15 protein-coding genes and 1 pseudogene are annotated in these 21,648 nt (G+C 41.5%); 2 read left to right on the forward strand and 14 right to left on the reverse strand.

Features of this window, described 5'->3' with window-relative positions; translation table 11 throughout:
- Positions 1-436: 436 nt before the first annotated feature.
- From LJE12_RS09380 to LJE12_RS09415, 9 genes and pseudogenes are all read right to left on the reverse strand, one after another.
- Positions 437-3,412: a leucine-rich repeat protein gene (locus tag LJE12_RS09380; protein ID WP_173698058.1), complete on the reverse strand. Its 2,976-nt coding sequence runs from the start codon at positions 3,410-3,412 to the stop codon at positions 437-439.
- Between the two features lie 178 nt (positions 3,413-3,590).
- Positions 3,591-3,998, reverse strand: coding sequence for a hypothetical protein (locus LJE12_RS09385; RefSeq protein ID WP_025580554.1), 408 nt, complete (start codon positions 3,996-3,998; stop codon positions 3,591-3,593).
- A 175-nt stretch (positions 3,999-4,173) separates the two neighbouring features.
- Positions 4,174-6,099, reverse strand: coding sequence for a protein kinase domain-containing protein (locus LJE12_RS09390; RefSeq protein ID WP_055150419.1), 1,926 nt, complete (start codon positions 6,097-6,099; stop codon positions 4,174-4,176).
- A 233-nt stretch (positions 6,100-6,332) separates the two neighbouring features.
- Positions 6,333-7,271: a MetQ/NlpA family ABC transporter substrate-binding protein gene (locus tag LJE12_RS09395; protein ID WP_227226623.1), complete on the reverse strand. Its 939-nt coding sequence runs from the start codon at positions 7,269-7,271 to the stop codon at positions 6,333-6,335.
- A 71-nt stretch (positions 7,272-7,342) separates the two neighbouring features.
- Positions 7,343-8,002, reverse strand: a complete 660-nt coding sequence (locus LJE12_RS09400; RefSeq protein WP_008707324.1) for a methionine ABC transporter permease — start codon at positions 8,000-8,002, stop codon at positions 7,343-7,345.
- Positions 7,989-9,044, reverse strand: a complete 1,056-nt coding sequence (locus tag LJE12_RS09405; protein WP_008707322.1) for a methionine ABC transporter ATP-binding protein — start codon at positions 9,042-9,044, stop codon at positions 7,989-7,991. Before LJE12_RS09405 ends, LJE12_RS09400 begins: the two co-directional genes overlap by 14 nt.
- Positions 9,045-9,575: 531 nt before the next feature.
- Positions 9,576-9,785 (reverse strand): annotated as a pseudogene (locus LJE12_RS21065) (transglutaminase domain-containing protein); the annotation flags it as partial.
- Positions 9,786-9,803: 18 nt separating this feature from the next.
- Positions 9,804-10,076 carry a hypothetical protein gene (locus LJE12_RS09410; protein WP_020994112.1) on the reverse strand — a complete coding sequence of 91 codons (273 nt, stop codon included), beginning with the start codon at positions 10,074-10,076 and terminating at the stop codon, positions 9,804-9,806.
- The gene (locus tag LJE12_RS09415) at positions 10,070-10,246 is read right to left on the reverse strand and encodes a hypothetical protein (protein ID WP_008707318.1); all 177 of its coding nucleotides are present in this window, start codon (positions 10,244-10,246) and stop codon (positions 10,070-10,072) included. Before LJE12_RS09415 ends, LJE12_RS09410 begins: the two co-directional genes overlap by 7 nt.
- Before the next feature lie 466 nt (positions 10,247-10,712).
- Between LJE12_RS09415 and LJE12_RS09420 the strand changes: the two genes are divergently transcribed.
- Positions 10,713-11,420, forward strand: coding sequence for a hypothetical protein (locus LJE12_RS09420; protein WP_008707316.1), 708 nt, complete (start codon positions 10,713-10,715; stop codon positions 11,418-11,420).
- Here LJE12_RS09420 and LJE12_RS20025 read toward each other — a convergent pair.
- The 3 genes from LJE12_RS20025 to asnB form a co-directional block, all read right to left on the reverse strand.
- The gene (locus LJE12_RS20025; protein WP_005424140.1) at positions 11,412-11,543 is read right to left on the reverse strand and encodes a hypothetical protein; all 132 of its coding nucleotides are present in this window, start codon (positions 11,541-11,543) and stop codon (positions 11,412-11,414) included. The two genes, LJE12_RS09420 and LJE12_RS20025, sit on opposite strands and share 9 nt — an antisense overlap.
- Before the next feature lie 82 nt (positions 11,544-11,625).
- Complete coding sequence (locus tag LJE12_RS09425; protein ID WP_173706080.1) at positions 11,626-12,144, reverse strand: sigma-70 family RNA polymerase sigma factor; 519 nt, start codon at positions 12,142-12,144, stop codon at positions 11,626-11,628.
- A 252-nt stretch (positions 12,145-12,396) separates the two neighbouring features.
- Positions 12,397-14,229, reverse strand: coding sequence for an asparagine synthase (glutamine-hydrolyzing) (asnB, locus tag LJE12_RS09430; protein WP_173706081.1), 1,833 nt, complete (start codon positions 14,227-14,229; stop codon positions 12,397-12,399).
- 505 nt (positions 14,230-14,734) lie between these two features.
- Here asnB and LJE12_RS09435 point away from each other — a divergent pair.
- Entirely contained in the window at positions 14,735-16,522 is a 1,788-nt protein-coding gene (locus LJE12_RS09435; RefSeq protein ID WP_055060271.1) for a peptidoglycan-binding protein, read from the forward strand.
- 85 nt (positions 16,523-16,607) lie between these two features.
- Here the strand turns inward: LJE12_RS09435 and LJE12_RS09440 are convergent, their stop codons facing one another.
- On the reverse strand, positions 16,608-17,249 hold the full coding sequence (locus LJE12_RS09440; RefSeq protein WP_055201253.1) for a hypothetical protein: 642 nt from the start codon (positions 17,247-17,249) through the stop codon (positions 16,608-16,610).
- 469 nt (positions 17,250-17,718) lie between these two features.
- Entirely contained in the window at positions 17,719-21,483 is a 3,765-nt protein-coding gene (locus LJE12_RS09445; protein WP_173679122.1) for a phosphoribosylformylglycinamidine synthase, read from the reverse strand.
- Between the last annotated feature and the right edge of the window lie 165 nt (positions 21,484-21,648).

The following is a 21,648-nucleotide window of genomic DNA, read 5'->3' on the forward strand; positions in this document are numbered from 1 at the left end:
ATGACCCTCTGCTTGTAAGGCAGATGCTCTCCCAGCTGAGCTAAGATTCCATATTGTGCTTGTTTCAGGCGGCTTATTTGTTGTCCGCTCCGTAACTTGCTTTGCTATTATATAATGGATTTTGTCGGATGTCAACACCTTTTTTGAAACTTTTTTAATTTTTTTTATTTTTCTAATTGTTCATACATTTTAAATCCATCTTATCACCTGAATTTTCCAAAGAAATACAGGTAAATGAAACCCGGAAACAGAATTGCTCATGACAACAACTCTGATGTACCGACAAGTTGATTCTTGAAACAATCTTGTCGGTACACTAATTCCGGGCTTCTTCTTCAAGAACTATCTTTTTATGTGTAGCAGAAATTTTTACTGATTCTGCCTCTATATAATTTTAACTGTATGGTTTTAGCTATATAATCTTTGTTTCTATTTCTTATTTTGTAATCTTTACAGAATTTTTCTGTCCTTTGCCCTTGAAAAGCTTCTGGTATGCACTTAATTTTGCTGCCGGAACTTTGATTACTGCCTTAGCAGAAATTCCCTTTAATGCAGATGCTCCTACTGTTTTGAGCACTTTAGAATTAACTGTAATGGAAGTCAGCGCTTTACATCCGTTAAACGCCTGTTTTCCAATTGTGGTTACTTTGGATCCTATCGTGACTTTTTTCAGTTTTGTGCAGCCATTAAATGCTTTATCACCAATTGCTGTTACATTAAATGTATAACCATTAATTTTTACTGTTGCAGGAACAGATGCACTTGTAAGAGTTTTCTCTGCCGGAGCATAAACGCTTACTGTTCCATTCTTGTATGCGGATTTAGTTACCTTGTATTTCAGGTTTCCGGATGTGTATACCTTTCCTTTTGCCGGAATCGCCGCAATTTCGAAATTCTGGATCGCTGTGCCAACATAATTGCCTTTACCTGTAATGATCACAGATGCTGTGGAGCCGGCTTTTGTGTTATTTGCATAGGAAACGGTGTAGTCTGTTCCGGCTTTCAGTTTCTTGCCGTTTAAGGTTACTGTTACTGACGGTTTAAGCGCCTTACCTGCATAAAGTTGAGTCTTGATTGTAGAAATTTGTGCAGATGCGATGCTGTTCAGAGATTGACCTGAGAACTCATAGTATGCAGGAATCTCAACAGCTTTTATTTTCTCTTCATTTGTCCACCAGTCTACATAAAATAAACGATGTTTATTTCCATCAATTCCGGCTGTTAAACCTTCGAATTCATCCAGATGAATGTATCGAGGAAGTACTACTCCATATTTTTTCTCACCATTTACATCAAATCTAAACTGCGCCAGAAGTCTGTTTGTAGAATATTCTTCATCCAGACTAGCATTGACCGTAACAAGATTTATTTCTTCATTCTTGTATATTTTTGTAAAGTAAAACCAGTCATTATCCTCTGTCTCATCCCATGCATACCTATATGTTGGATCAAAACAGTCTTTCGATACAGGAACGCCTGCTGCCTGCGCTTCTTTTGTATCAAACTGTCGAACGATCAGATTTCTTGAATATGTCTCACCTTCCGTTTCATATGTACCAAGTTTCAATGCTCCACCTATATACAGCTGCGCTGTCTGTTTTCCGTTTGTTCCAAGATAAATCTGCGGAATTGCTGTCTGAGAGTATTCTGCACTGTCAATTTCACCAAATTTCAGATAAGCTCCCGGCTGTCCATAAATGGTTATTTCCGGATTAATCACTGCTTTCTCAAAATTCAGATATTCAGATACAACCAGACATACACCCTCTTCTGATGTCAGTTCTTTACAGTTCAGGCTCTTCACTACAGCATCCGCAATCTTAATTTTATCTGCTGTTACATTTGCATTTAATCTGGCATTCATAAGTTCCACTTCTCCAGAGCCTGTAAAGGTTAAAGTATTCGCCTTTACAAGAATCCTGGACAGTGACAGTTTCTTGCCTGCCGGAACATTTACAGAAGAAATTGAAACCGGAACAAAATTATCTGTATCTGTGCTTTCGTCATAATTATTCTGTCCCTCTATCTTCAGTGCTTTCGCAGCACTTGGAACAGTAAGCGTTCCACTGATCTTGGTGTTAGCTTTCATATTCATCAGATAATAACCACTGGCATTGTTCTTCTTCTGATATGCATTTATATATCTTTCCGCCTGTGCTGTCGGTGCGACATTAATCCACACACATCCTCCATCAGGGAATTCTGCCCTTCCGCATGCCTCGAAAATCTCCTTTGCTGACATTCCTTCACAATCCCGGAATTCCTGAAGATCAACCGCATTATCTTTATCCGGATTCCAGATTTTTCCATTCATATCCTGAGTCGTACCATCTTCTGAATAGACCCAAATTCTGGAAAGCATTTCCACAATATCTTCGTCAGACATATCATATTTCACTGCCTGTGTACCAGCCGGAACAGGAATATCTTCCCATTCACCTTTCTCATCTGATGTCTTATATATAATTCCAATTCCGTAAGGACTGCTCCACTTCTCTCCATTTTCATTTTCAAACTCGCCAGTACCCCAGTCAAATGTTTTATGGAATACCGGAGCAGTCTTACTGTTTACAATGTGTATAAAAAAAGCATTTTCATCCTGTGGATTGTTTTTGATATTATCCGTTTCATTGTAAATATTAAAAAATTCACTGGAACCAAATACCTGCAGATCATGGCTGTTATTTCTCAGATATATATTTTCTACTCCGGAAATACCACCTATCGCATTATTCTGCCCACAAAAGATCACTTTATCATCGGAACCTGTTCCTTTTAATACGCTTCTCATATCCTGACAGAAGAAAGTTGTCGTTCCTTTTCCTTCTTTGATTTCAATCGTCTCTGGCGGATCTATCATACCCCAGAATACGATGTTTCCGTTCGGTGTAATACTTCTGGCTCTTGCATTCTCCACCAGTACTATCATCCCTTCAGGAGCCACAAAGTCTGCTGCATCTTCCAGATCCTGGACGCTTACAAAACAGTATCCTGTATTTTCTCCTTCGATACTGTTTAACGCATTTGAAAAAGTAGTGTCTTCTACTGTTTTCATGTCCACTTCCGGACGTTCTTCATTCTGCAGGGCATTATTGTACTGTTCCTCTGTTATATATGCCACTTCAAAAGATCCTTTTACCTGTTTAGCACCTGCTGCGTCTGTCGATGCCTCTGATTCTTCTGATGTAAATCCGTCCACTTCCGGCGCTTCGTCCGTATCAAAATCTGATACTTCTTCCCCGGATGTCCAGATTTCTGCCGTATCCTCTGCTTCGGCTTCTTCCTCCGTGCCCTGCATCTCTACAGTTTCTTCCCCCGAAGAAAATTCTGTGCCCATAACAGCTGCGCTTTCTGCCATAGGTGTTATGCACATAAGTGCTGCCAACAATAATGCGACTTGTTTTTTCTTCATACGTAAAACCCTCCTTTTTCTGGATTTGAGTGTATTAAAAAAAGCACCCTGCAAGATGTAATCGCAGCTTGCACAATTTGCGAGAATGATTTTTTTAGTACCTCTGTAATTTTATACACTGCCATCTTCATTTTTGACAGCGTTCAGAATCCCTTCAGGGATATCTTTCAAAAATATTTTACAGTAAAATCTCTTCCCCTATTTCATCCAGGAAGCTGTTCATCTCTTCTAGTGTCATCTTCTCTTCCAGTCCATAAATAATTGCTGCATCGTAACGTACGCGCGGATAAAGTCTCGGCTTCTGACCGATATCCAGAAGCCTTTGTGTATCCGACAGATCAAGAGAAAGGAGAAACGCACACTGCAGTAGTATTTTCCTTGTGGGGATTCGCTGACCGCCAAACAGTTTTCGTGCATAGGATTCTTCCAGATTCAGCTTTCGCACAATATCTTTCTTTTTCATTCCACGCTCTTCGATTATATGCTCAAGATAAAGCCCTACCTCTACCTTGTTTCCTCGTTCCCTTGCAAAATATGCGGCGCCTTCCTCTTTTATCATTCCCATGATTTCTTCTGTTTCTTTCATTTCTTCTCACACCTCTTTCCTGTTCATATCTCCCTTCTGCCAAAACCCGAGGTTATATTTTTTGATCTTTACCACTGTCCGTTATCTGATGACTGATCCATAATTAAAAAGCAGATATGATACTGTTAAGTGTACCATATCTGCCCATTTTAGAGCGGGACAATTTTGTCCCTTTTTATGTATAAATTTCAAAATCAGGGGAAGAATCTATCTTCATGATTTCTTCTTTTTGTTCCTCTGTACAGTGTACCTCCGTCAGTCCCGAATGTCCAAACAGCGGTTCAAAATTTTTAATATCTGCATTGGAAATATCTATTACCTGCAGATTCTTTGCTCCTGTGACAGGAGACAGATCTTTCACCAGACTGAAACTTACTGACAGGAAATTTAATGAAGGAAACTGTTCGATTCCTTCCAACGAAGAAATCTGTGTTGTGAATGCAAGTGTCTCCAGCTGTGTCATCCCTTTCAATGGTTTCAGATTCTCCAGTATGGTACTATCCCCCCACATGAACAGCGCCTTTAAGGTACTCATCTGCGAAAGAGTTTCGGCAGCCGCCTCATTTACATCACACATGCACAGAGTATCCAGTTTCTTCATCTCTGTCAATGGCTCAAATATATTGTTTTCTACTTCCATATTACTCATATCCAGGTAATCCAGGCTCAGATTTTTCAGAAAGTCTATATCTGTCAGATTCATCCCCTGTATATTTAATCTTAAAATGCCTGTGCATTCTCCAATCACTGACAGATTCTCTGCCGGATTCTCCATAATACAGAGGGTATCCAGATCTATCAGATTCAAAAGCACAGAGAAATCTGTGATCATATTCTTGCTCAGATAAAGTTTTTTCAAAGGCAGCTCTTTTAACCCGGAAATATCTTCGATTTTCTGGTTACACAGCGCAAGTTCCTCCAGATTTACCATTTGTGCCAGATCCGAAAGATCTGTAATATTTCCGCGCACAGATCCGAAGCTGCTGTCCTTTCCATCCACATGGCGGCCTTCACCCCAGAATGTGTCCTCATCATCAAGAATTTCTTTTCCGACAATGCGGAGTTTCCTTACATTCTCCAGCATAGAGGCAGTTATTTTGTCTGTCTTTGAAAGCCCCAGTTCCTTGCGCACGGCTTCTTCTATCAATTCTTCTCTGAAGATTATCTCTGCCTGTATCTGTTCTTCTGCCGCACTCTGTTCTGCCGTTTCAATCCTTTTGTTTTCAATCACTGTGCCATCCGGGGAAAAAATTGCCAGTATATAACCTGCTGCAATCAGTCCAAAGACTGCGCCTGCTTTTTTATAAACCTTTTTTCTATTGTTCGCCTGACATTTCTCAACTGCTCTCCTTAATTGCGCAGCATCCCCATATCTTTTATCAGGCTCAAAAGAGCAGGCCTTCTCTATGATCTTTTTCATTCTCCGGCTCACTGCACACTCAGAAAGCTGATTCATTTCATAGCTCTCTGAAACCATATACAGCATTGTCTGCCCGATTGCATACACATCTGTACGCTGGTCTGTCTGTGTATAGCCATACTGCTCTGGCGCCGCAGTTCCTCTGGTACCCACCACAAAAGTATCACGCGACCCATCTTTTTTATAACTGCGCATAGTACCGAAATCAATGAATACCACCTCACCACCAGGTGTGACCACTATATTCTCCGGTTTTATATCCCGGTGTATCATAGGCTCATCCGGATTCTGAAACTGCTCTGCTGTCTGGCATATCTTCCTGCTGATCCTGCAGATTTCCGCTTCTGATATGCCACCTTTTTGCAAAACCATCTGAGCCAGAGACATTCCCTCTATATATTCCCTTACCAGATACACTTCGCCATTTTCTTCAAATATCCTGTATGTCTTTGGAATCCCGGACAATTTCCTGTCCGCCATTTTTTCCATGATTTCCATTTCATTGCGCAGAAACTCCGCCTGCCTGTTACGCCCCCATTTAAGCACGCACAGGATTCCGGTAGCTGTCTCTTTCACCAGGAAAGTGGATGAATCTTCGCTTTCCTTCAGACATTCATATACAGTCCAGTGTTCTTGCATGTCTTCTGGCAAATAATCGTTCCATATCTTGTTCTCTTTCATACAATCTCTCCTGCTTTGGTATAACCGATCGCCGACAATCAAAAATGGGTCACATTTTTTCGCGTCACTATGATAATTTTATATCAGTTTCCCAATAAATCGGATTGTCTGTCGCTTTTTATAGAATTACTATAGATTGTATCAGAAAACTTATGGAAATCCTATATGTTTTTGCACAAAAAAAGATTCCCTCTCCAGTTTTACCTGAAAAAGGAATCTCCTGTTATCTTTACTTATTCAGCGTCTTCTGCTGTGTCAGTTGTATCTGCATTTTCTTCTGCCGTGTCATCTGCATTGTCTGCGTCTTTGCTGTCTACATCATCTGCATCTTCTGTATCTATTTCTTCTGCATCTGAGCTTTCTTCAAAAGGAATTACTGCACCATCATATTTCTCATTGATAAAATCTTTAATCTCATCAGATTTCAGTACATCTACAAGTGCCTGAATCTTTTCGCTGTCTTCATTGCCTTCTTTTACTGCGATTACGTTTACATATGTCTTTGCTGCTTCAGAATCAGATTTCTCATATGCAAGTGCATCTTTTCCAACTGAGAAGCCTGCTTCCAGAGCATAGTTTCCGTTTAATACTACGTAAGCTGTCTCACCTGTAACACGTGCTACCTGTGCTGCTTCCAGCTCTACGATCTCCACATTGTGAGGATTCTCTGCAATATCCTTAACAGTTGCATTTAATCCTGCACCATCTTTCAGAGTGATGATTCCGTTATCCTGGAGAAGAAGAAGTGCTCTTGCTTCGTTTGTGGTATCATTTGGTACTGCGATGGAATCTCCGTCTTTCAGATCATCCAGGCTGTCTTTTGTTCCGGGATAGATTCCGAATGGCTCATAGTGAATACCGCCTGCATTTACAAGGTGTGTGCCCTTCTCCTCATTAAACTGATCCAGATATGGGATATGCTGGAAGTAGTTTGCATCAAACTCTCCACTCTCAACTACCTCGTTTGGTCTTACATAATCATCAAATACAGTAACCTCAAGGTCATATCCTTCTTTCTCAAGAAGTGGTTTTGCCTCCTCAAGTATCTCTGCGTGAGGTGTTGCAGACGCTGCAACTGTGATTGTCTTGTCATCATCCTTTGCGTAAACTCCTGTGCTTAAAGTTCCTGCTACTAATACTCCTGTTAAAACTGCTGCCACTAATTTTTTCATAATAATTGTCCTCCCGAATTTTATATTTTAACTTTTTTCATAACCATTTTATAATCAACGATTTCTTAAAACTACTTTCTTCTGTCAATCTTATTTGCGATCATCATTCCCACTGACTGGAAAATCTGTACCAGTACCACCAGCAGGATAACTGTGACGATCATAATATCTGACTGATATCTGTAATATCCATAGCGGATGGCGATATCACCAAGTCCGCCTCCTCCTACTGCACCGGACATGGCTGAATAACCAAGGATCGTTCCGATCGCAATAGTCGCTCCTGTGATCAGTGAAGTTCTGGCTTCTACCAGAAGAACCTTCACGATGATCCTTATATTGCTGGCACCCATAGCTCTGGCTGCCTCGATCACACCTGCATCTACCTCTTTAATAGACGATTCCACCATTCGTGCGATAAAAGGAATGGCAGCCACTACCAGAGGAACTACCGTTGCTGTTGATCCATAGCTCTTTCCCACCACTGCTCTGGTAAAAGGAATCAGCAGGATCAGTAAGATCAGAAACGGAATACTTCTCACAATATTTGCAATTGCATCCAGTATCTTATACAACACTGCATTTGGTTTCAGTCCCTCTTTATCAGACACTGCCAGCAGCACTCCCATAGGAAGTCCGAACAGGTATCCCAGAACTGTGGAAAGAACTGTCATGTAAAGTGTTTCTCCCACACCCTGGACAATCATCATTATTGTTTCATGATCCCACATATTCTGTCACCTCCCCGATTGCTAAACCTTTTTCTTTCAGATACTGCTTCATCATTTCTGTCCTGGTGCTGCCTTCCATGAACTCCAGTATCATCTCTCCCTTGGCTACACCACCTACATTCTTGGTATCTGCCTTCAGGATATTTACCGGTTCTCCGAAGGTAAGGATCAGATTTGCGATCACAGGCTCAAAAGCTGAATTCTCTGAAAATACAATTCGTATTTTCTCACCGCTTTTGATCTCTGCCTGTCCTTTTTCCCTGCCTGCATCCAGTCTGCTGTCTGCGTCGATATCAGAGCCTGTATCCTTTCGGATCAGTTCTTTGGCAACCTCTGACTGAGGATTTGCAAAAATATCTGCAACCAGTCCCTTCTCAACCACTTCACCCTCATACATGATCGCCACATGTGTACAGATTTCACGCACAACCGACATCTGATGAGTAATGATCACTATGGTGATTCCAAACTGTCTGTTAATCTTTTTCAGCAATTCCAGAATAGAAGAAGTAGTCTGCGGGTCCAGTGCACTGGTAGCCTCATCACAAAGTAAGATCTTCGGATCCGATGCAAGTGCTCTTGCAATGGCAACCCTCTGCTTCTGACCACCGGAGAGCTGTGCAGGATAAGCATTCTGCCTGTCCCCCAGACCAACGATCTCCAAAAGCTCTGCTGCCCTCTTTCTGGCCTCTGCCTTCTTCTTTCCTTTTATATAAAGAGGAAAACAGACATTATCGATCACTGACTTCTGCATCAGCAGATTGAAATGCTGGAAGATCATACCGATTTCTTCCCTCTGCTTCCTCAATTCCTTCTCTGTCAAATCTCCAAGAGCCTTCCCATCTATCAGAACCTGTCCCTCTGTGGGAATCTCCAGAAAATTCATACATCGTACCAATGTACTCTTACCTGCCCCTGACATACCGATAATCCCATATATATCACCGGAATCGATATTCAGGTTCACATCCTTCAAAGCCTCGACCACGCCATCTTTCGTGTCAAAAGACTTCCGGACCTTCTCAATCACAATCCCAGACATCTCATTCTCCCTCTCTCTTATTCCCCGCTCCGTTGAGCATGAACATACTATACCACTACACTTCCAAATATGCCAATTCATAATATCTAGCACCAGTTATAGTTTAAAACTATATTTTTATCGCTTTACCACATCAAATTCTATATCTCCTGGATTTATTCAGAAAGAAAAACAGCAGGAGAAAGGTCATATTCCTTTCATCCTACTGCTTTGAAAACGTAATATTCATTAAATTCCATCATCCACATCCGGTTCTTTGGGATTTGCACTTTTGCATCCATTACAGGTCATCCTCTGCTATATTCATTTTGACTTGGATAATCCATCTGAGAATAATTTGTCGTTTTGTCCCATGTAACATGAACCTGAGTCAAGCGGATATTCGCAATCCGGATCCAGAATACGCACTTACCATTTTTACTCTTCCAGGTATTTTTTGCGCAGCATTTACAGTTACTGACATTACCATACAAAACAGTATCAAAAAACACCTGTCAAAATCGCTGAGAACTTTTTCTTCCTCTTAGCTCCTTATCTTTTAATTTTTTTCACAGATGAGAACGCACTGTAAACTTTCTTTCCTTTCACTGTCTGATATGCGCGGATTTTATACTGATAAGTAGTATTCTTTTTTAATCCCTTATCTGTAAAAGAAGTGGATCTTGTGTCACTGACTTTTTTCCATGTCTTTCCAGTCAGTTTGTATACTTCATAACCAGATGCACCTTTTGTCTTGGCCCAGGTTACTTTCCAGCTCTGTCAAGCCCCATCATATTTTTCCAGCCCCGGATAGGTTTCCAGGAAATATTCATATCTCTGTACCGGATTACAGGTAAGAATCATTTTTCTGTATTCATATTCCCTCATAGATGCCACACTCTGCATTCGATTACAGACCAGAGCAATTTCTATATTCTCCATAGCCAGCTTTCGAAGAACATCCGCTGATATCCTTACAATTTCACAATCCGTTATCAACTCCACTGTCAGGAAAGAGGTTATCTGCTTGTCCAAATTCATGATCCCTACCAAAGCTTTACCTTCTCGTTCTCTTTCATCAGCAAAGTTTTTGCTTTCAACTTACAGATTTCCGAGTTCTCCGCCAACACCTCCAGCACAGCTTCCGATTTTATTCCTATCACATTATGAAAAAAATCTTTCAGTTTTTCCTCTTCATTTTCCCTTTTTCTTTCATCACTCATACTTTTTCCTTTTTACACTCTCAAAATCACCAGACAAAACCATCTTGCTTAAAGTTACTGTTTATCCTGTTCTTTTGCAAACAAGATTTTCTCTAATTATATCTTATTGTCTGACAAATAGCAATTTCACCGCTTGATTCAAATCAAGTAATCAAAAATATTTTTCCCAAACATACCCTTCACAATTTTTACTGCTACACAAAAATAGCTATAAGACTTCATTTTTGAAATCCTATAGCTTTGCTATTGATAATATTACGTTGTATTTGTAATCATCAATTATTTTCCAGTAACCATTGGAACACGACTAATAAACCGAACAATACTTGTGTCTTTATTCTTTATCATATTCAAAAATAACCGAAATCCTACTCATTTCTAAAACATATTTCGATAAGTCAAAATTACAATTTTCACACTTTAATTGATATAATATTCAACAACTAAACAAGGAGGCCATTTAACCATGAATAATGTAAAAATTATATGTATCGCAGGCAGTATCGTACTCGGTAGTATATTGCTATCCGGACAAGCTTTTGGCAAAGCCCCCTCAGATCTAATCACCCTTTCCGCCCCTAAGGAGCCTGAGGGGCAACATGTATCTTATGATATAGATGGTTCCGGCTCTTATTATGACAGTGAGTCAGATACAACTTACTATTTTGTCAAGGGGATTGTCACTTCTTATTCTAATCATACAAAAACCTTTTCACTGACTTCCGACGTCGGTGAAACTTATGAGTTACCGGCAGATACGGATATTAATATAACCGACTATCTCAACACAGAAGCACATATATGGTACTCAGAAGACTCTCAAAAAAACTTAAAATTACTTGTGTTCTCTCCTCAAATTTTTTGGGAACATATTAATGAGCTGGAATCAGATGAACAAATTCCGGATGGTGCCACAGAAATCGATGGGACTCTTTCAAAATATATCTCTTTCTGGTTAACAGAAGATAAAATAGATGTTACTCTCTTATTTGTTGAGGACAACGATGGAAACACTCATATATATGCAGAGGATAACACATGCAATAATTGTAATAGTTCTGTTTTTGGCAAAACAATCGGCGACTATATCAAGTTATATGAAGATATGCATTTAAATTCTCAAGTATATGATGATTTTAATGTTGCATATCTTATATCAGAAGCATCATCTTGACTTACCCAAATGTCTGGTTGAGAACCTGATGTTTTTTACATCAAACATATCATATATTTTAAATGCCGCAGCCAATATTTTCAAAGGCTGCGGCATTTTTGACTTAATTTTTCTTTCAAACATGTTGCTTCTTCTTTTGACTGCTGCAAATATGTTTATGTCACAAATTCAAGCAATATTCAGCACTTACTATTTATGTAAAAAATCATTTCAGAAATTGATATATTTTTTTCTTTTCTCTGTTTACATATTGACGGCTAAAGTGTAAGAAAGATGCGATTTCACTATCTGACCACCCTAAAATCAAGTATTTTAAAATATCCCTTTGGTTTGAAGTCATTTTTAAGGTTATATTTTTCAGATCAAATGCTAATTCCACAGATGAATAATCCGCTCTATAGCTTTCTTGTAAATCACCTTCATTATCCATATATGCACATTCGTATTTTTCTTTTTTTAAGTTTCTCTTGCAAAGATGAGCAAATTTATATTTCACTGAATTGGTAATGAATTTCAAACACTGATAATCGTCTTCACAAGTGGCGATTGTTTTTACTGCTTCTATAATTGCCAAATTCAATTCTTGAGTTGCGTCATCCCAATCTAGAAAGAATATTTTTTTTGCATATGATTTTACTAAAGGTTCCATTATGCAAAGTAAGCTTTGCATGTATTTTGAATCATTTTTTGCCTGTATAACCAAATCTTTATATTCCTGCATCATATACCCTTTTATTTTTTAAAGAGTATCTGGGCATAAAAATGTAAACTTATTTTTTATTTTTTCGTTCAGAATCAAGGGTTTCTTATATCTATAAAAAAAGGAATATTGTATTTAAACAACATTCCCAATTTACATTCTGCATATAATCCTCACTACAGAAACTATATATTTTACAGCTGTTTCCTGACATCATTACCAAAAACACTTTCAAAATCTATTTTTACAATCCTTTTTGGTTTATTCTTATTATTTTTACTCATCAAAATATTCCTGATACCAGAACAAAAACGCCAGCACCGTCCAGATTTTCCGGCTGTTGTCCTTCTTTCCCGCGTGATGCTCCTCCAGAAGCGCCGTCAGCTTTTCCGTGTGGAAATACTGACGGGATATGGGGCTTTGAAACATTTTTTTAACTCTCCCGTACCAGTCGTCGTCCCGCAGCCAGACACGAACAGGCACCGGAAATCCCAGCTTTTTCCGCGCGGCCGTGTCTTCCGGGATGTATTTCCGGGCCACCTTCCGAAACAGATGCTTCGTCTTTCCGTGGGCGAATTTTGCCTCCGGCGGAAGTGTCCGGGCAGCCTCGAACACATCCCGGTCCAGGAAGGGCACGCGCACCTCCAGCGAATGGGCCATGCTCATGCGGTCGGTTTTCTGCAAAATATCTCCGGCCAACCAGTAATTCAGGTCGATGGTCTGCATTTTCTCCGGGTCGGAAAGTTCGGCGGCTTCTTCATAAGTCTTTCGCAGAAACTCCTGACAGGACGGCGTGTCAGTCGGATTTTTCAAAAGCTCCCGGCGCTCCTCGTCGGTGAAAATATGGGCGTTCCCGATAAACCGTTCCTCCACCCGTTGGCCGGCCCGGATCAGAAAGCTCTTGCCGCGGCGGTCCGGCAGTTTTTTCGCCTGCCGGGAAACCGCACGCCGGATCTTTTCAGGAATCCAGGCCACTTTCTGAAGAGCCAGAGGCTCCCGGTAGATATTATAACCGCCAAATAGTTCGTCCGCACCCTCCCCGGAAAGCACCACCTTCACATAACGAGACGCCTCGGCAGCCAGAAAATACATGGCGACGGCAGAAGCATCACCGCTGGGCTCGTCGAGGGCGTACATCACCTTTGGAAGCACATCCCAGAACTCCTTTTTCCCGATAGTGTGCATGTGATAAGAAAGATGCGCATACCGGGCCACCTCCCTGGCCATGTTTTCCTCGTTGTAGCCGCTGTTCCCATCCAGAAATCCCACCGTAAACGCCATTTTTGCCCCGGACAACACGGCAATAAAACCCGAATCCACACCGCCGGACAAGAAAGTTCCCACTTCCACATCACTGACCATATGGCGACGGACGGATTTTTTAAGCACGCTCTCCAGTTTTTTCTCCATATCCGCCAGCGAACACCCCGCCTCGGGCTGTAGCTTCGGCTGAAAATATCTGCAGATTTCATACTTTCCCTGGCGGTAAAACAGCATACAGCCCGGCGGAAGGCGGTAGATTCCCTCAAAAAAAGTTTCCTCCAGCACGGAATACTGAAAAGAAAGATACTGCTCCAGCGCCCGTTCATTCAACTTTTTCGGGACGCCCGGGAACTGCAGGATGCTCTTAATCTCCGACGCAAACACGAAATTTCCATCCACCACTGTGTAAAACAACGGCTTGATTCCGAAAAAATCCCTCGCCAGCATCAGTTCTTCTTTTTTCTCATTCCAGACGGCGAAGGCAAACATTCCACGAAGCTGCTCCACAAACGCCGGACCATAAGCCTCAAGACCATTCACCAGCGTCTCCGTGTCCGAGCGGGTGACAAAAAGAATCTTCTTTTCCCGTTCCATCTGCTCCCGCAGTTCCTGGTAATTATAGATTTCTCCGTTAAACACCACTGTCAGGTTCTGACTGCTGCTTTTCATAGGCTGCAGGCCGCCTTCCAGGTCGATGATACTCAGGCGGCGAAATCCAAGGGCCACGCTGTCATTTACAAAACTGCCCTGCGCATCTGGACCTCGATGTACCAGCTTTTCCTTCATTTTTTCCACAATCTCTCTTTTGTTCTTTTTCTTTCCGAAAAATCCACAAATTCCGCACATGCTTTTCTCCATCTCGTATAATAAGTTTGTAAGCAAGAGAAATCTCTTACAGACTTATTTCTTTTTATGGTATAGAGGTAAGGACATCTAAGAGGTATTCCCCTCATCCCATTCCCATCTATACAGTCAATAGTTACATTGACATATCGTTTATCCTTGTTGTCAACCTTTACTTCTTTATTTTACCTCATATAACACCCCATAATATATTTCTGGCACTAACAACACCTAAAAGTCTTCCAACAGTAACAACTGTCTCATTTTCATTCTCAAAAGTCATTGCGCAGTAGCATACGGTACAGCCCAAGGGCTTTTTTCGTTTTCAGCCATCAAATTTGCTCTTCATCACTTGCCGAACATGAATCCTGCTTTTGCACTTCTGCTCATTGGATTTCACGGCACTTTTTTGTCAAAAATCTTGATTAGCGGTTTACATTTTGAGACTATTTTTCTCCTTATAAAATGAATTTGCAAATTCCAAAATTTCAAAAGGAGAAAAAACACAATGACAGATCATGAAAAACTTGTAATGCGAAATATTATTTATGCAGTGGAAACTGGCGGACAAGTATATGGACAAAAGGACTATGCTGATTTTACGGAAGCATATACCAACAGTTCTGCGGAACATGCGATCACAATCGGTGCCGGACAGTGGTATGGCAATGAGGCTCGTACACTTCTTCTTAAGATTAAAACTACTGATGCCGCAACTTTCAGCAAGTATGATACGGCCGGTGTCGCGGCGGATCTTAATAAAACAGACTGGTCAAACTATCAGCTCTCAAAAACCTCGGCAAAAGCGAAGGCAATTGTACATATTATCAATTCAACAGTTGGTCATCGCTGCCAGGATCAGCTTATGGATGGACAGATGGAAACTTATGTGAAGGAAGCAGCTTCTCTGGGCGTTACAGCAATGGATGCCAAAATGATGTGTGCAAATTTTCGCCATCAGGGTGGACTTTCTGCGGTGAAAAGGATTCTTGCCAAGACTACAAAGCCTTACACACTGGATCATCTTTATACTGCCTGCCAGACAGATACCGGAAATCAGGTCGGAGCATATAAGAGCCGACAGAAAATGGTATATAATGCATTAAAGACCTATATCACTAATTATAAGGTGACAGCATCCGATGCAATTCAGGCAGCGATAAATATTGCAAAAGCAGAAATCGGTTATCGTGAGAAAGCATCGAATGCAAATCTTGACAGCAAGACCGCAAATGCAGGAACCGCTAATTATACAAAGTATTGGCGGGATGTTGCACCAGAATACCAGGGTCAGGCATGGTGTGCCTGCTTTATAAGCTGGGTATTTATGAAAGCCTTTAACAAGTCGAAGGCTTCGGAATTATTAAAGCATTGGCCGTATATAAGTGTTCCAAACATTTCAACCAAATTTACCAATTATTCTACGCCGAAAGCTGGAGACATCGTAATGTATCATAATGGGTCGGTATTTAATCATACTGGACTTGTTATTGCTGTTAGTGGTAATTCTTATACTACCATTGAAGGCAATACAAATGACGGTTCCGGTGTGGTAGCTGAAGGGATCGGCGTATATCAGAGAAACCGTACATTGAGTGCGTCCTCCGGTACAAGATTCGCCAGGCCGGATTATAGTATTATTAATTCCATTAATAACTCTGGCGAAACAACAACTCCTTCTACCTGGACAACGAAAAGCACTGGGGTATGTACTGGAGATGGCGTTTATGTACGTCAGACGCCAGGCGGAGCCATCATGGGTACGGTATCAAAGGGAACCAGCCTTGAGCTAGATGGAACCAACTCTGGTGTATGGGTTCATGTGAAAGTGTCTGGAATCGGAATCGGTTATATGCATCAGGATTATGTAGGCAAAGGAACTGCTTCCACAGGTTCCTCCGCAGTTAAAACAGCTCAGACTGCATTGAACTCAAAGTTCAAAGCCGGATTGACTGTAGACGGTATCTGGGGATCTGCGAGTCAGAAAGCATATATTAAAGCAATCCAGACTGCACTTAATTCCGTATACGGCACTGGCCTTACAACCGATGGCATCTGGGGAACAAACACATCCAATGCCTGTGCTGCTCATGTGCTTTCAGAAGGGGCCAATAACCTTTATGTCGGAGTTCTGCAGATTGGTCTTTATGCTCATGGTATTACCCTGAATAACGGGATTGATAATGCCTTTGGAGCCGCCACAAAGCAAGGTGTGAAAAAATTCCAGACTTCTAAGAGATTAACTGCGGATGGAATTGCGGGAAGAGATACTTTTGCAAAGCTTGCAGGTGTTTAACGATTTTTGAACATGCGCCTGACGAGCGCACCTGAGAAAAAGGCGCTGCATATGCAGTGCCTTTTCCGAGAAAATGCGAGAAAATCTAATATTCACTGGGAGAGGTATCTTCAAAATCTTCGTTTTCCGATTCACTCACATCAGGTACATATTCGTCGGTCATTTTCTGCGCTTCCTCTAATGTACTGGAAGGTAAATATTCCTCCCCATCACTCGTAAGCATGATTACTATATTAACGTTATTCTGACTATAATACTCCAGGTCAACATTCAGTCCGGATCGTACAGCACTCCCATTAGCTATATTCAGGACGGCGTTTTCTATATTAAAAACCATATTATAATAATTTCCTGATTCGCCCACTTCTACTGTTATCGTATTTTCATCGGAATACAGAATATTACCAGTGATATATTGGATATCATAAGTTTCTTCCTGTGCAGATTCCTGATCTGCGGGATCTCCCTGGCTTTGGTAAATTTCCGCTTCTGCGTTATTTCCAGACTGTTGATTCTGCACACTGTCTCCTGGATTTGCTGCCACAGCTGTGGGCGTTGGCTTCCTGGTAACAGCCGTAGTAAGATTTGGAATAAACTTTACAGCATCCTTACCACTTTCGCTTTCCGTTTGCGCGGATTCGTTGCTTCCTGACAATTCACATCCTGTCAGGGTCACCGTGATACCTGTCAATATCACAAAAAACACTTTCAGAATCTTTTTTCTCATTTTTTATCCTTTCTTTTTTACTTTTTACAATTTTTATTTTACTCTAAATAACTTCCCATTACCTATTTCTGGCACTAATAACACCTAAAAGTCTTCCAACAGAAATCGGACATGTTTTCAATCTGGAATTAAACCATAAATACCGTACCCAAGAGCAGATGCGCAGATTGCTAAAATATTAAAAAAATTTTTCTCATGTCTAAATCGGACGAATATACCACATGCAGACAAAATACGGGAAGCCTTGATTTTACTGGCTTCCCGTTAGTTTTGGTGTCAAACTTGAGTGGCGACCTTCACACTCAAAAAAGGGCGCTACCCAACCAGGCGAATACGCAAAGTTAATACACTCCTCCACACCACAATCCCGGCGCTCCTAAAAAGAAAGCGCAAGGGTGGAGTCCAGAGGAGGGACAGCGCTTTCTGTCCTTCCTCTGGGAACCTTCCGTCTGGAAAGTTTTCCCCTATTTTACTTAAAATATTCCACACCAGACTCGAATATTTTAATATCCTGCTCTCCATAGATATTAATGGCAACTCCGTCCCCGCGGCGTTCGCTATGTGCCATCTTACCAAGGATACGTCCATCCGGGCTGGTAATACCTTCAATGTTCATATAAGAACCATTGACATTCCATTCTTCATCAACGCTAAGCTGTCCGTCCGGAGTCACATACTGAGTTGCAACCTGTCCATTTGCAAACAGTTTCTCAAGCCACTCGTCATTTGCAACAAAACGACCCTCACCATGTGAAGCCGGGTTACAGTAAACACCACCAAGCTGTGCTTTCTGCAGCCATGGAGATTTATTACTTACAACTTTTGTATAAACCATCTTGGAAATATGACGTCCAATGGTATTGAATGTCAGTGTCGGAGAATCTGCCTTCTGTCCGCAGATTTCGCCATACGGTACAAGACCAAGTTTGATCAGCGCCTGGAAACCATTACAAATACCAAGTGCCAGACCGTCTCTCTCATTGATCAGCTTCATAACAGCTTCTTTGATCTTCGCATTCTGGAATGCAGTTGCAAAGAATTTCGCGGAACCATCCGGTTCGTCACCTGCGGAGAATCCGCCCGGGAACATGATGATCTGTGCCTGATCGATTGCTTTCTCAAAGAGCTCTACAGAATCATGGATATCTTCAGCAGTCAGGTTCTTGAATACTTTTACATCCACCTCTGCACCTGCACGCTCAAATGCACGTGTACTGTCATACTCGCAGTTTGTTCCAGGGAATACAGGAATAAATACACGAGGTTTTGCAACTTTGTTCTTGCATACATAAATGCTGTCTGCACGATAAAGCTTCTCATCTCTGTCAGCTGCCTCTTTGTCATTCTCAGAAGAAACTGTCTTAAATACTTTTTCCAGAGTACCTTTCCATGCATTTTCAGCTTCGTCTACAGTGATCACTGTATTTCCATAGGAGAAGTTACCGTCAGCAGTTACTTCACCGATCACTGTATAAGTGATGGAAAGTTCGCCAACTTTTCCATCCGGAACTTCCAGAATGATATCGCCAAATCCAGGTGCAAAGAAATCTCTAGGATCAAGATTATGCTCGATCTTCACTCCCATGCCATTACCAAATGCCATCTTCGCAACAGCTGCTGCAATACCATGACGGTCAAGTGCATAAGCAGAAACAACCTTGCCATCCTGCATATCTTTATGAAGTTTCTCATACTGATCCATGATTCCTGCATAATCCGGCAGATCATACTGATCTTTCGGTGCACGAAGCCATACCAGTTTATTTCCTGCTTTCTTTAATTCCGGTGTGATCACATCCTGGATCTTCGCAACGTCAACTGCAAAAGATACCAGTGTCGGAGGTACATCAATATCATTAAATGTACCGGACATACTGTCCTTACCACCGATAGATGGAAGTCCAAATCCCATCTGTGCTGCATAAGCACCGAGAAGTGCTGCGAAAGGCTGGCTCCATCTCTTAGGATCTTCTGTCATACGACGGAAGTATTCCTGGAATGTAAAACGGATTTTCTTATAGTCACCACCTGTAGCCACGATTCTTGCAACAGACTCTGTCACTGCATAAGCAGCTCCGTGATATGGGCTCCAGGAAGATAAATACGGATCAAAGCCATAGCTCATCATGGTTACAGTATCTGTTTTACCATTCTGTACCGGAACCTTTGCTACCATGGACTGAGTCTCTGTGAGCTGATATTTACCACCGTATGGCATAAATACACTGCCTGCTCCGATAGAACCGTCGAACATTTCCACAAGTCCTTTCTGAGAGCATACATTTAAGTCTGCCAGAGTTTCCATCCATTTAGCTTTTACATCAGCTACATCCGGGCGCTCTTCAAAGAGATTGCCTTCTTTGTTAGGGATTTCTACTTCTACAGTTGTCTCCTGATGTGCACCGTTAGTGTCAAGGAATGCACGGGAAATATTTACGATTTCTTTTCCTCTCCATACAAGTACCAGACGAGGATCCTCTGTTACAACTGCAACCGGAATTGCCTCCAGGTTCTCTTCATTTGCATAGCCAAGGAAAGTATCTACATCTTTCGGGTCAACTACTACAGCCATACGTTCCTGAGATTCGGAGATTGCGATCTCAGTTCCGTCAAGACCTGCATATTTCTTCGGAACCTTGTCAAGATCTACCCTCAGACCTGCTGCCAGCTCACCGATAGCAACGGAAACACCGCCTGCACCAAAGTCATTACATTTCTTGATAATATGGCTGACTTCTTCACGGCGGAACATACGCTGGATCTTACGTTCAGTAGGAGCATTACCTTTCTGAACCTCAGCACCGCACACTTCAATAGAAGCTTCTGTATGAACCTTGGAAGAACCTGTAGCACCACCGATACCGTCACGTCCTGTACGTCCTCCAAGCAAGATAATGATATCTCCCGGATCAGAGTTCTCACGGATAACCGCACGTCTTGGAGCAGCACCCATAACAGCACCGATCTCCATACGTTTTGCCACATAATTTGGATGATAAACTTCTTTTACATAGCCTGTTGCAAGACCGATCTGGTTTCCATAGGAGCTGTAGCCATGAGCTGCGCTTCTTACCAGTTTCTTCTGCGGAAGTTTACCCTTGAGAGTTTCTTTTACAGAAACAGTAGGATCTGCCGCACCAGTTACACGCATTGCCTGATATACATAGGTACGTCCTGAAAGCGGGTCGCGGATCGCACCGCCAAGGCAGGTAGCTGCACCACCGAATGGCTCGATCTCAGTAGGATGGTTATGTGTCTCATTCTTGAAGTTGATCAGCCATTCCTCTTCTTTACCGTCTACGTCTACAGGAACTACAATACTGCAGGCATTGATCTCATCAGATTCTTCCTGATCAGCAAGCTTTCCTTCTGCTTTCAGTTTCTTCATAGCCATCAGAGCCAGGTCCATCAGGCAGACAAATTTGTCCTTACGGCCCTTGTAAAGTTCTTCTCTGTCAGCAAGATATTTCTTGTAAGTATCTACGATCGGTGCTTTGTAATCACCTTCGTCAAATTTTACATCTGTCAGTTCTGTGGAGAAGGTTGTGTGACGGCAATGATCAGACCAGTATGTATCAAGTACACGGATTTCTGTCATGGACGGGTCACGTTTCTCTTCTTCTTTGAAATAATGCTGGATATGCTGGAAATCCTTGAATGTCATGGCAAGATTTAAAGAATCATAAAGTTCCTTTAATTCTGCTTCCGGCATTTCCTTAAATCCGTCAAAAATCTTAACATCTTCCGGTTCCGGGAAAACAGTTACCAGTGTTTCCGGTTTCTGCAGACCTGTCTCACGGGAATCTACAGGGTTGATGCAGTGATGCTTGATAGCATCAAATTCTTCATCTGAAATAGTTCCTTCAATTACATAAGTAGTTGCGGAACGAATGATAGGCTGTGCATTCTCATCCAGGAACTGTACACACTGAACAGCAGAATCTGCTCTCTGGTCAAACTGTCCCGGTAAAAATTCTACAGAGAAGATGCGGGAGCCTTCTGCTGCCTCAAAATTTTCCAGATATAAATCATCTACAGGTGGCTCTGCAAAAACAGTTTTGCATGCTTTATCAAAAACTTCATCAGAAATATTTTCTACATCATAGCGGATCAGCACACGTACTGCTGTTACGGATTTAATTCCCAGATAGCTGCTGACCTCATGTTTTAATTCCTTTGCCTGTACAGCGAAGGCCGGTTTCTTTTCTACATAGACACGTCTTACGTTACTCATAGAAACTCCTTTCTTATGTATGCATTGTTTTAAAAATGCTTTAAAAGCACCTTGCAGCCCGACTCCAGTGAACCTGCTGCTTGAACTATTGCTTTCTTTATAGTATCATAGGAAATATCATTAGTAAAATTAATATATCTTATATTTTTTATTAATGTAACTAAT

It is taken from the genome of Blautia sp. DFI.6.71, from assembly GCF_020593585.1.
Lineage (GTDB): Bacteria > Bacillota > Clostridia > Lachnospirales > Lachnospiraceae > Blautia_A > Blautia_A wexlerae.

What these genes read in the sequence shown, in the direction of transcription:
- LJE12_RS09380 (WP_173698058.1), bottom strand. Translation starts at nt 3,412, where the DNA reads ATGAAGAAAAAACAAGTCGCATTATTGTTGGCAGCACTTATGTGCATA.
- LJE12_RS09385 (WP_025580554.1), bottom strand. Translation starts at nt 3,998, where the DNA reads ATGAAAGAAACAGAAGAAATCATGGGAATGATAAAAGAGGAAGGCGCC.
- LJE12_RS09390 (WP_055150419.1), bottom strand. Translation starts at nt 6,099, where the DNA reads ATGAAAGAGAACAAGATATGGAACGATTATTTGCCAGAAGACATGCAA.
- LJE12_RS09395 (WP_227226623.1), bottom strand. Translation starts at nt 7,271, where the DNA reads ATGAAAAAATTAGTGGCAGCAGTTTTAACAGGAGTATTAGTAGCAGGA.
- LJE12_RS09400 (WP_008707324.1), bottom strand. Translation starts at nt 8,002, where the DNA reads ATGTGGGATCATGAAACAATAATGATGATTGTCCAGGGTGTGGGAGAA.
- LJE12_RS09405 (WP_008707322.1), bottom strand. Translation starts at nt 9,044, where the DNA reads ATGTCTGGGATTGTGATTGAGAAGGTCCGGAAGTCTTTTGACACGAAA.
- LJE12_RS09415 (WP_008707318.1), bottom strand. Translation starts at nt 10,246, where the DNA reads ATGAGTGATGAAAGAAAAAGGGAAAATGAAGAGGAAAAACTGAAAGAT.
- LJE12_RS09420 (WP_008707316.1), top strand. Translation starts at nt 10,713, where the DNA reads ATGAATAATGTAAAAATTATATGTATCGCAGGCAGTATCGTACTCGGT.
- LJE12_RS20025 (WP_005424140.1), bottom strand. Translation starts at nt 11,543, where the DNA reads ATGTTTGAAAGAAAAATTAAGTCAAAAATGCCGCAGCCTTTGAAAATA.
- LJE12_RS09425 (WP_173706080.1), bottom strand. Translation starts at nt 12,144, where the DNA reads ATGATGCAGGAATATAAAGATTTGGTTATACAGGCAAAAAATGATTCA.
- asnB (WP_173706081.1), bottom strand. Translation starts at nt 14,229, where the DNA reads ATGTGCGGAATTTGTGGATTTTTCGGAAAGAAAAAGAACAAAAGAGAG.
- LJE12_RS09435 (WP_055060271.1), top strand. Translation starts at nt 14,735, where the DNA reads ATGACAGATCATGAAAAACTTGTAATGCGAAATATTATTTATGCAGTG.
- LJE12_RS09440 (WP_055201253.1), bottom strand. Translation starts at nt 17,249, where the DNA reads ATGAGAAAAAAGATTCTGAAAGTGTTTTTTGTGATATTGACAGGTATC.
- LJE12_RS09445 (WP_173679122.1), bottom strand. Translation starts at nt 21,483, where the DNA reads ATGAGTAACGTAAGACGTGTCTATGTAGAAAAGAAACCGGCCTTCGCT.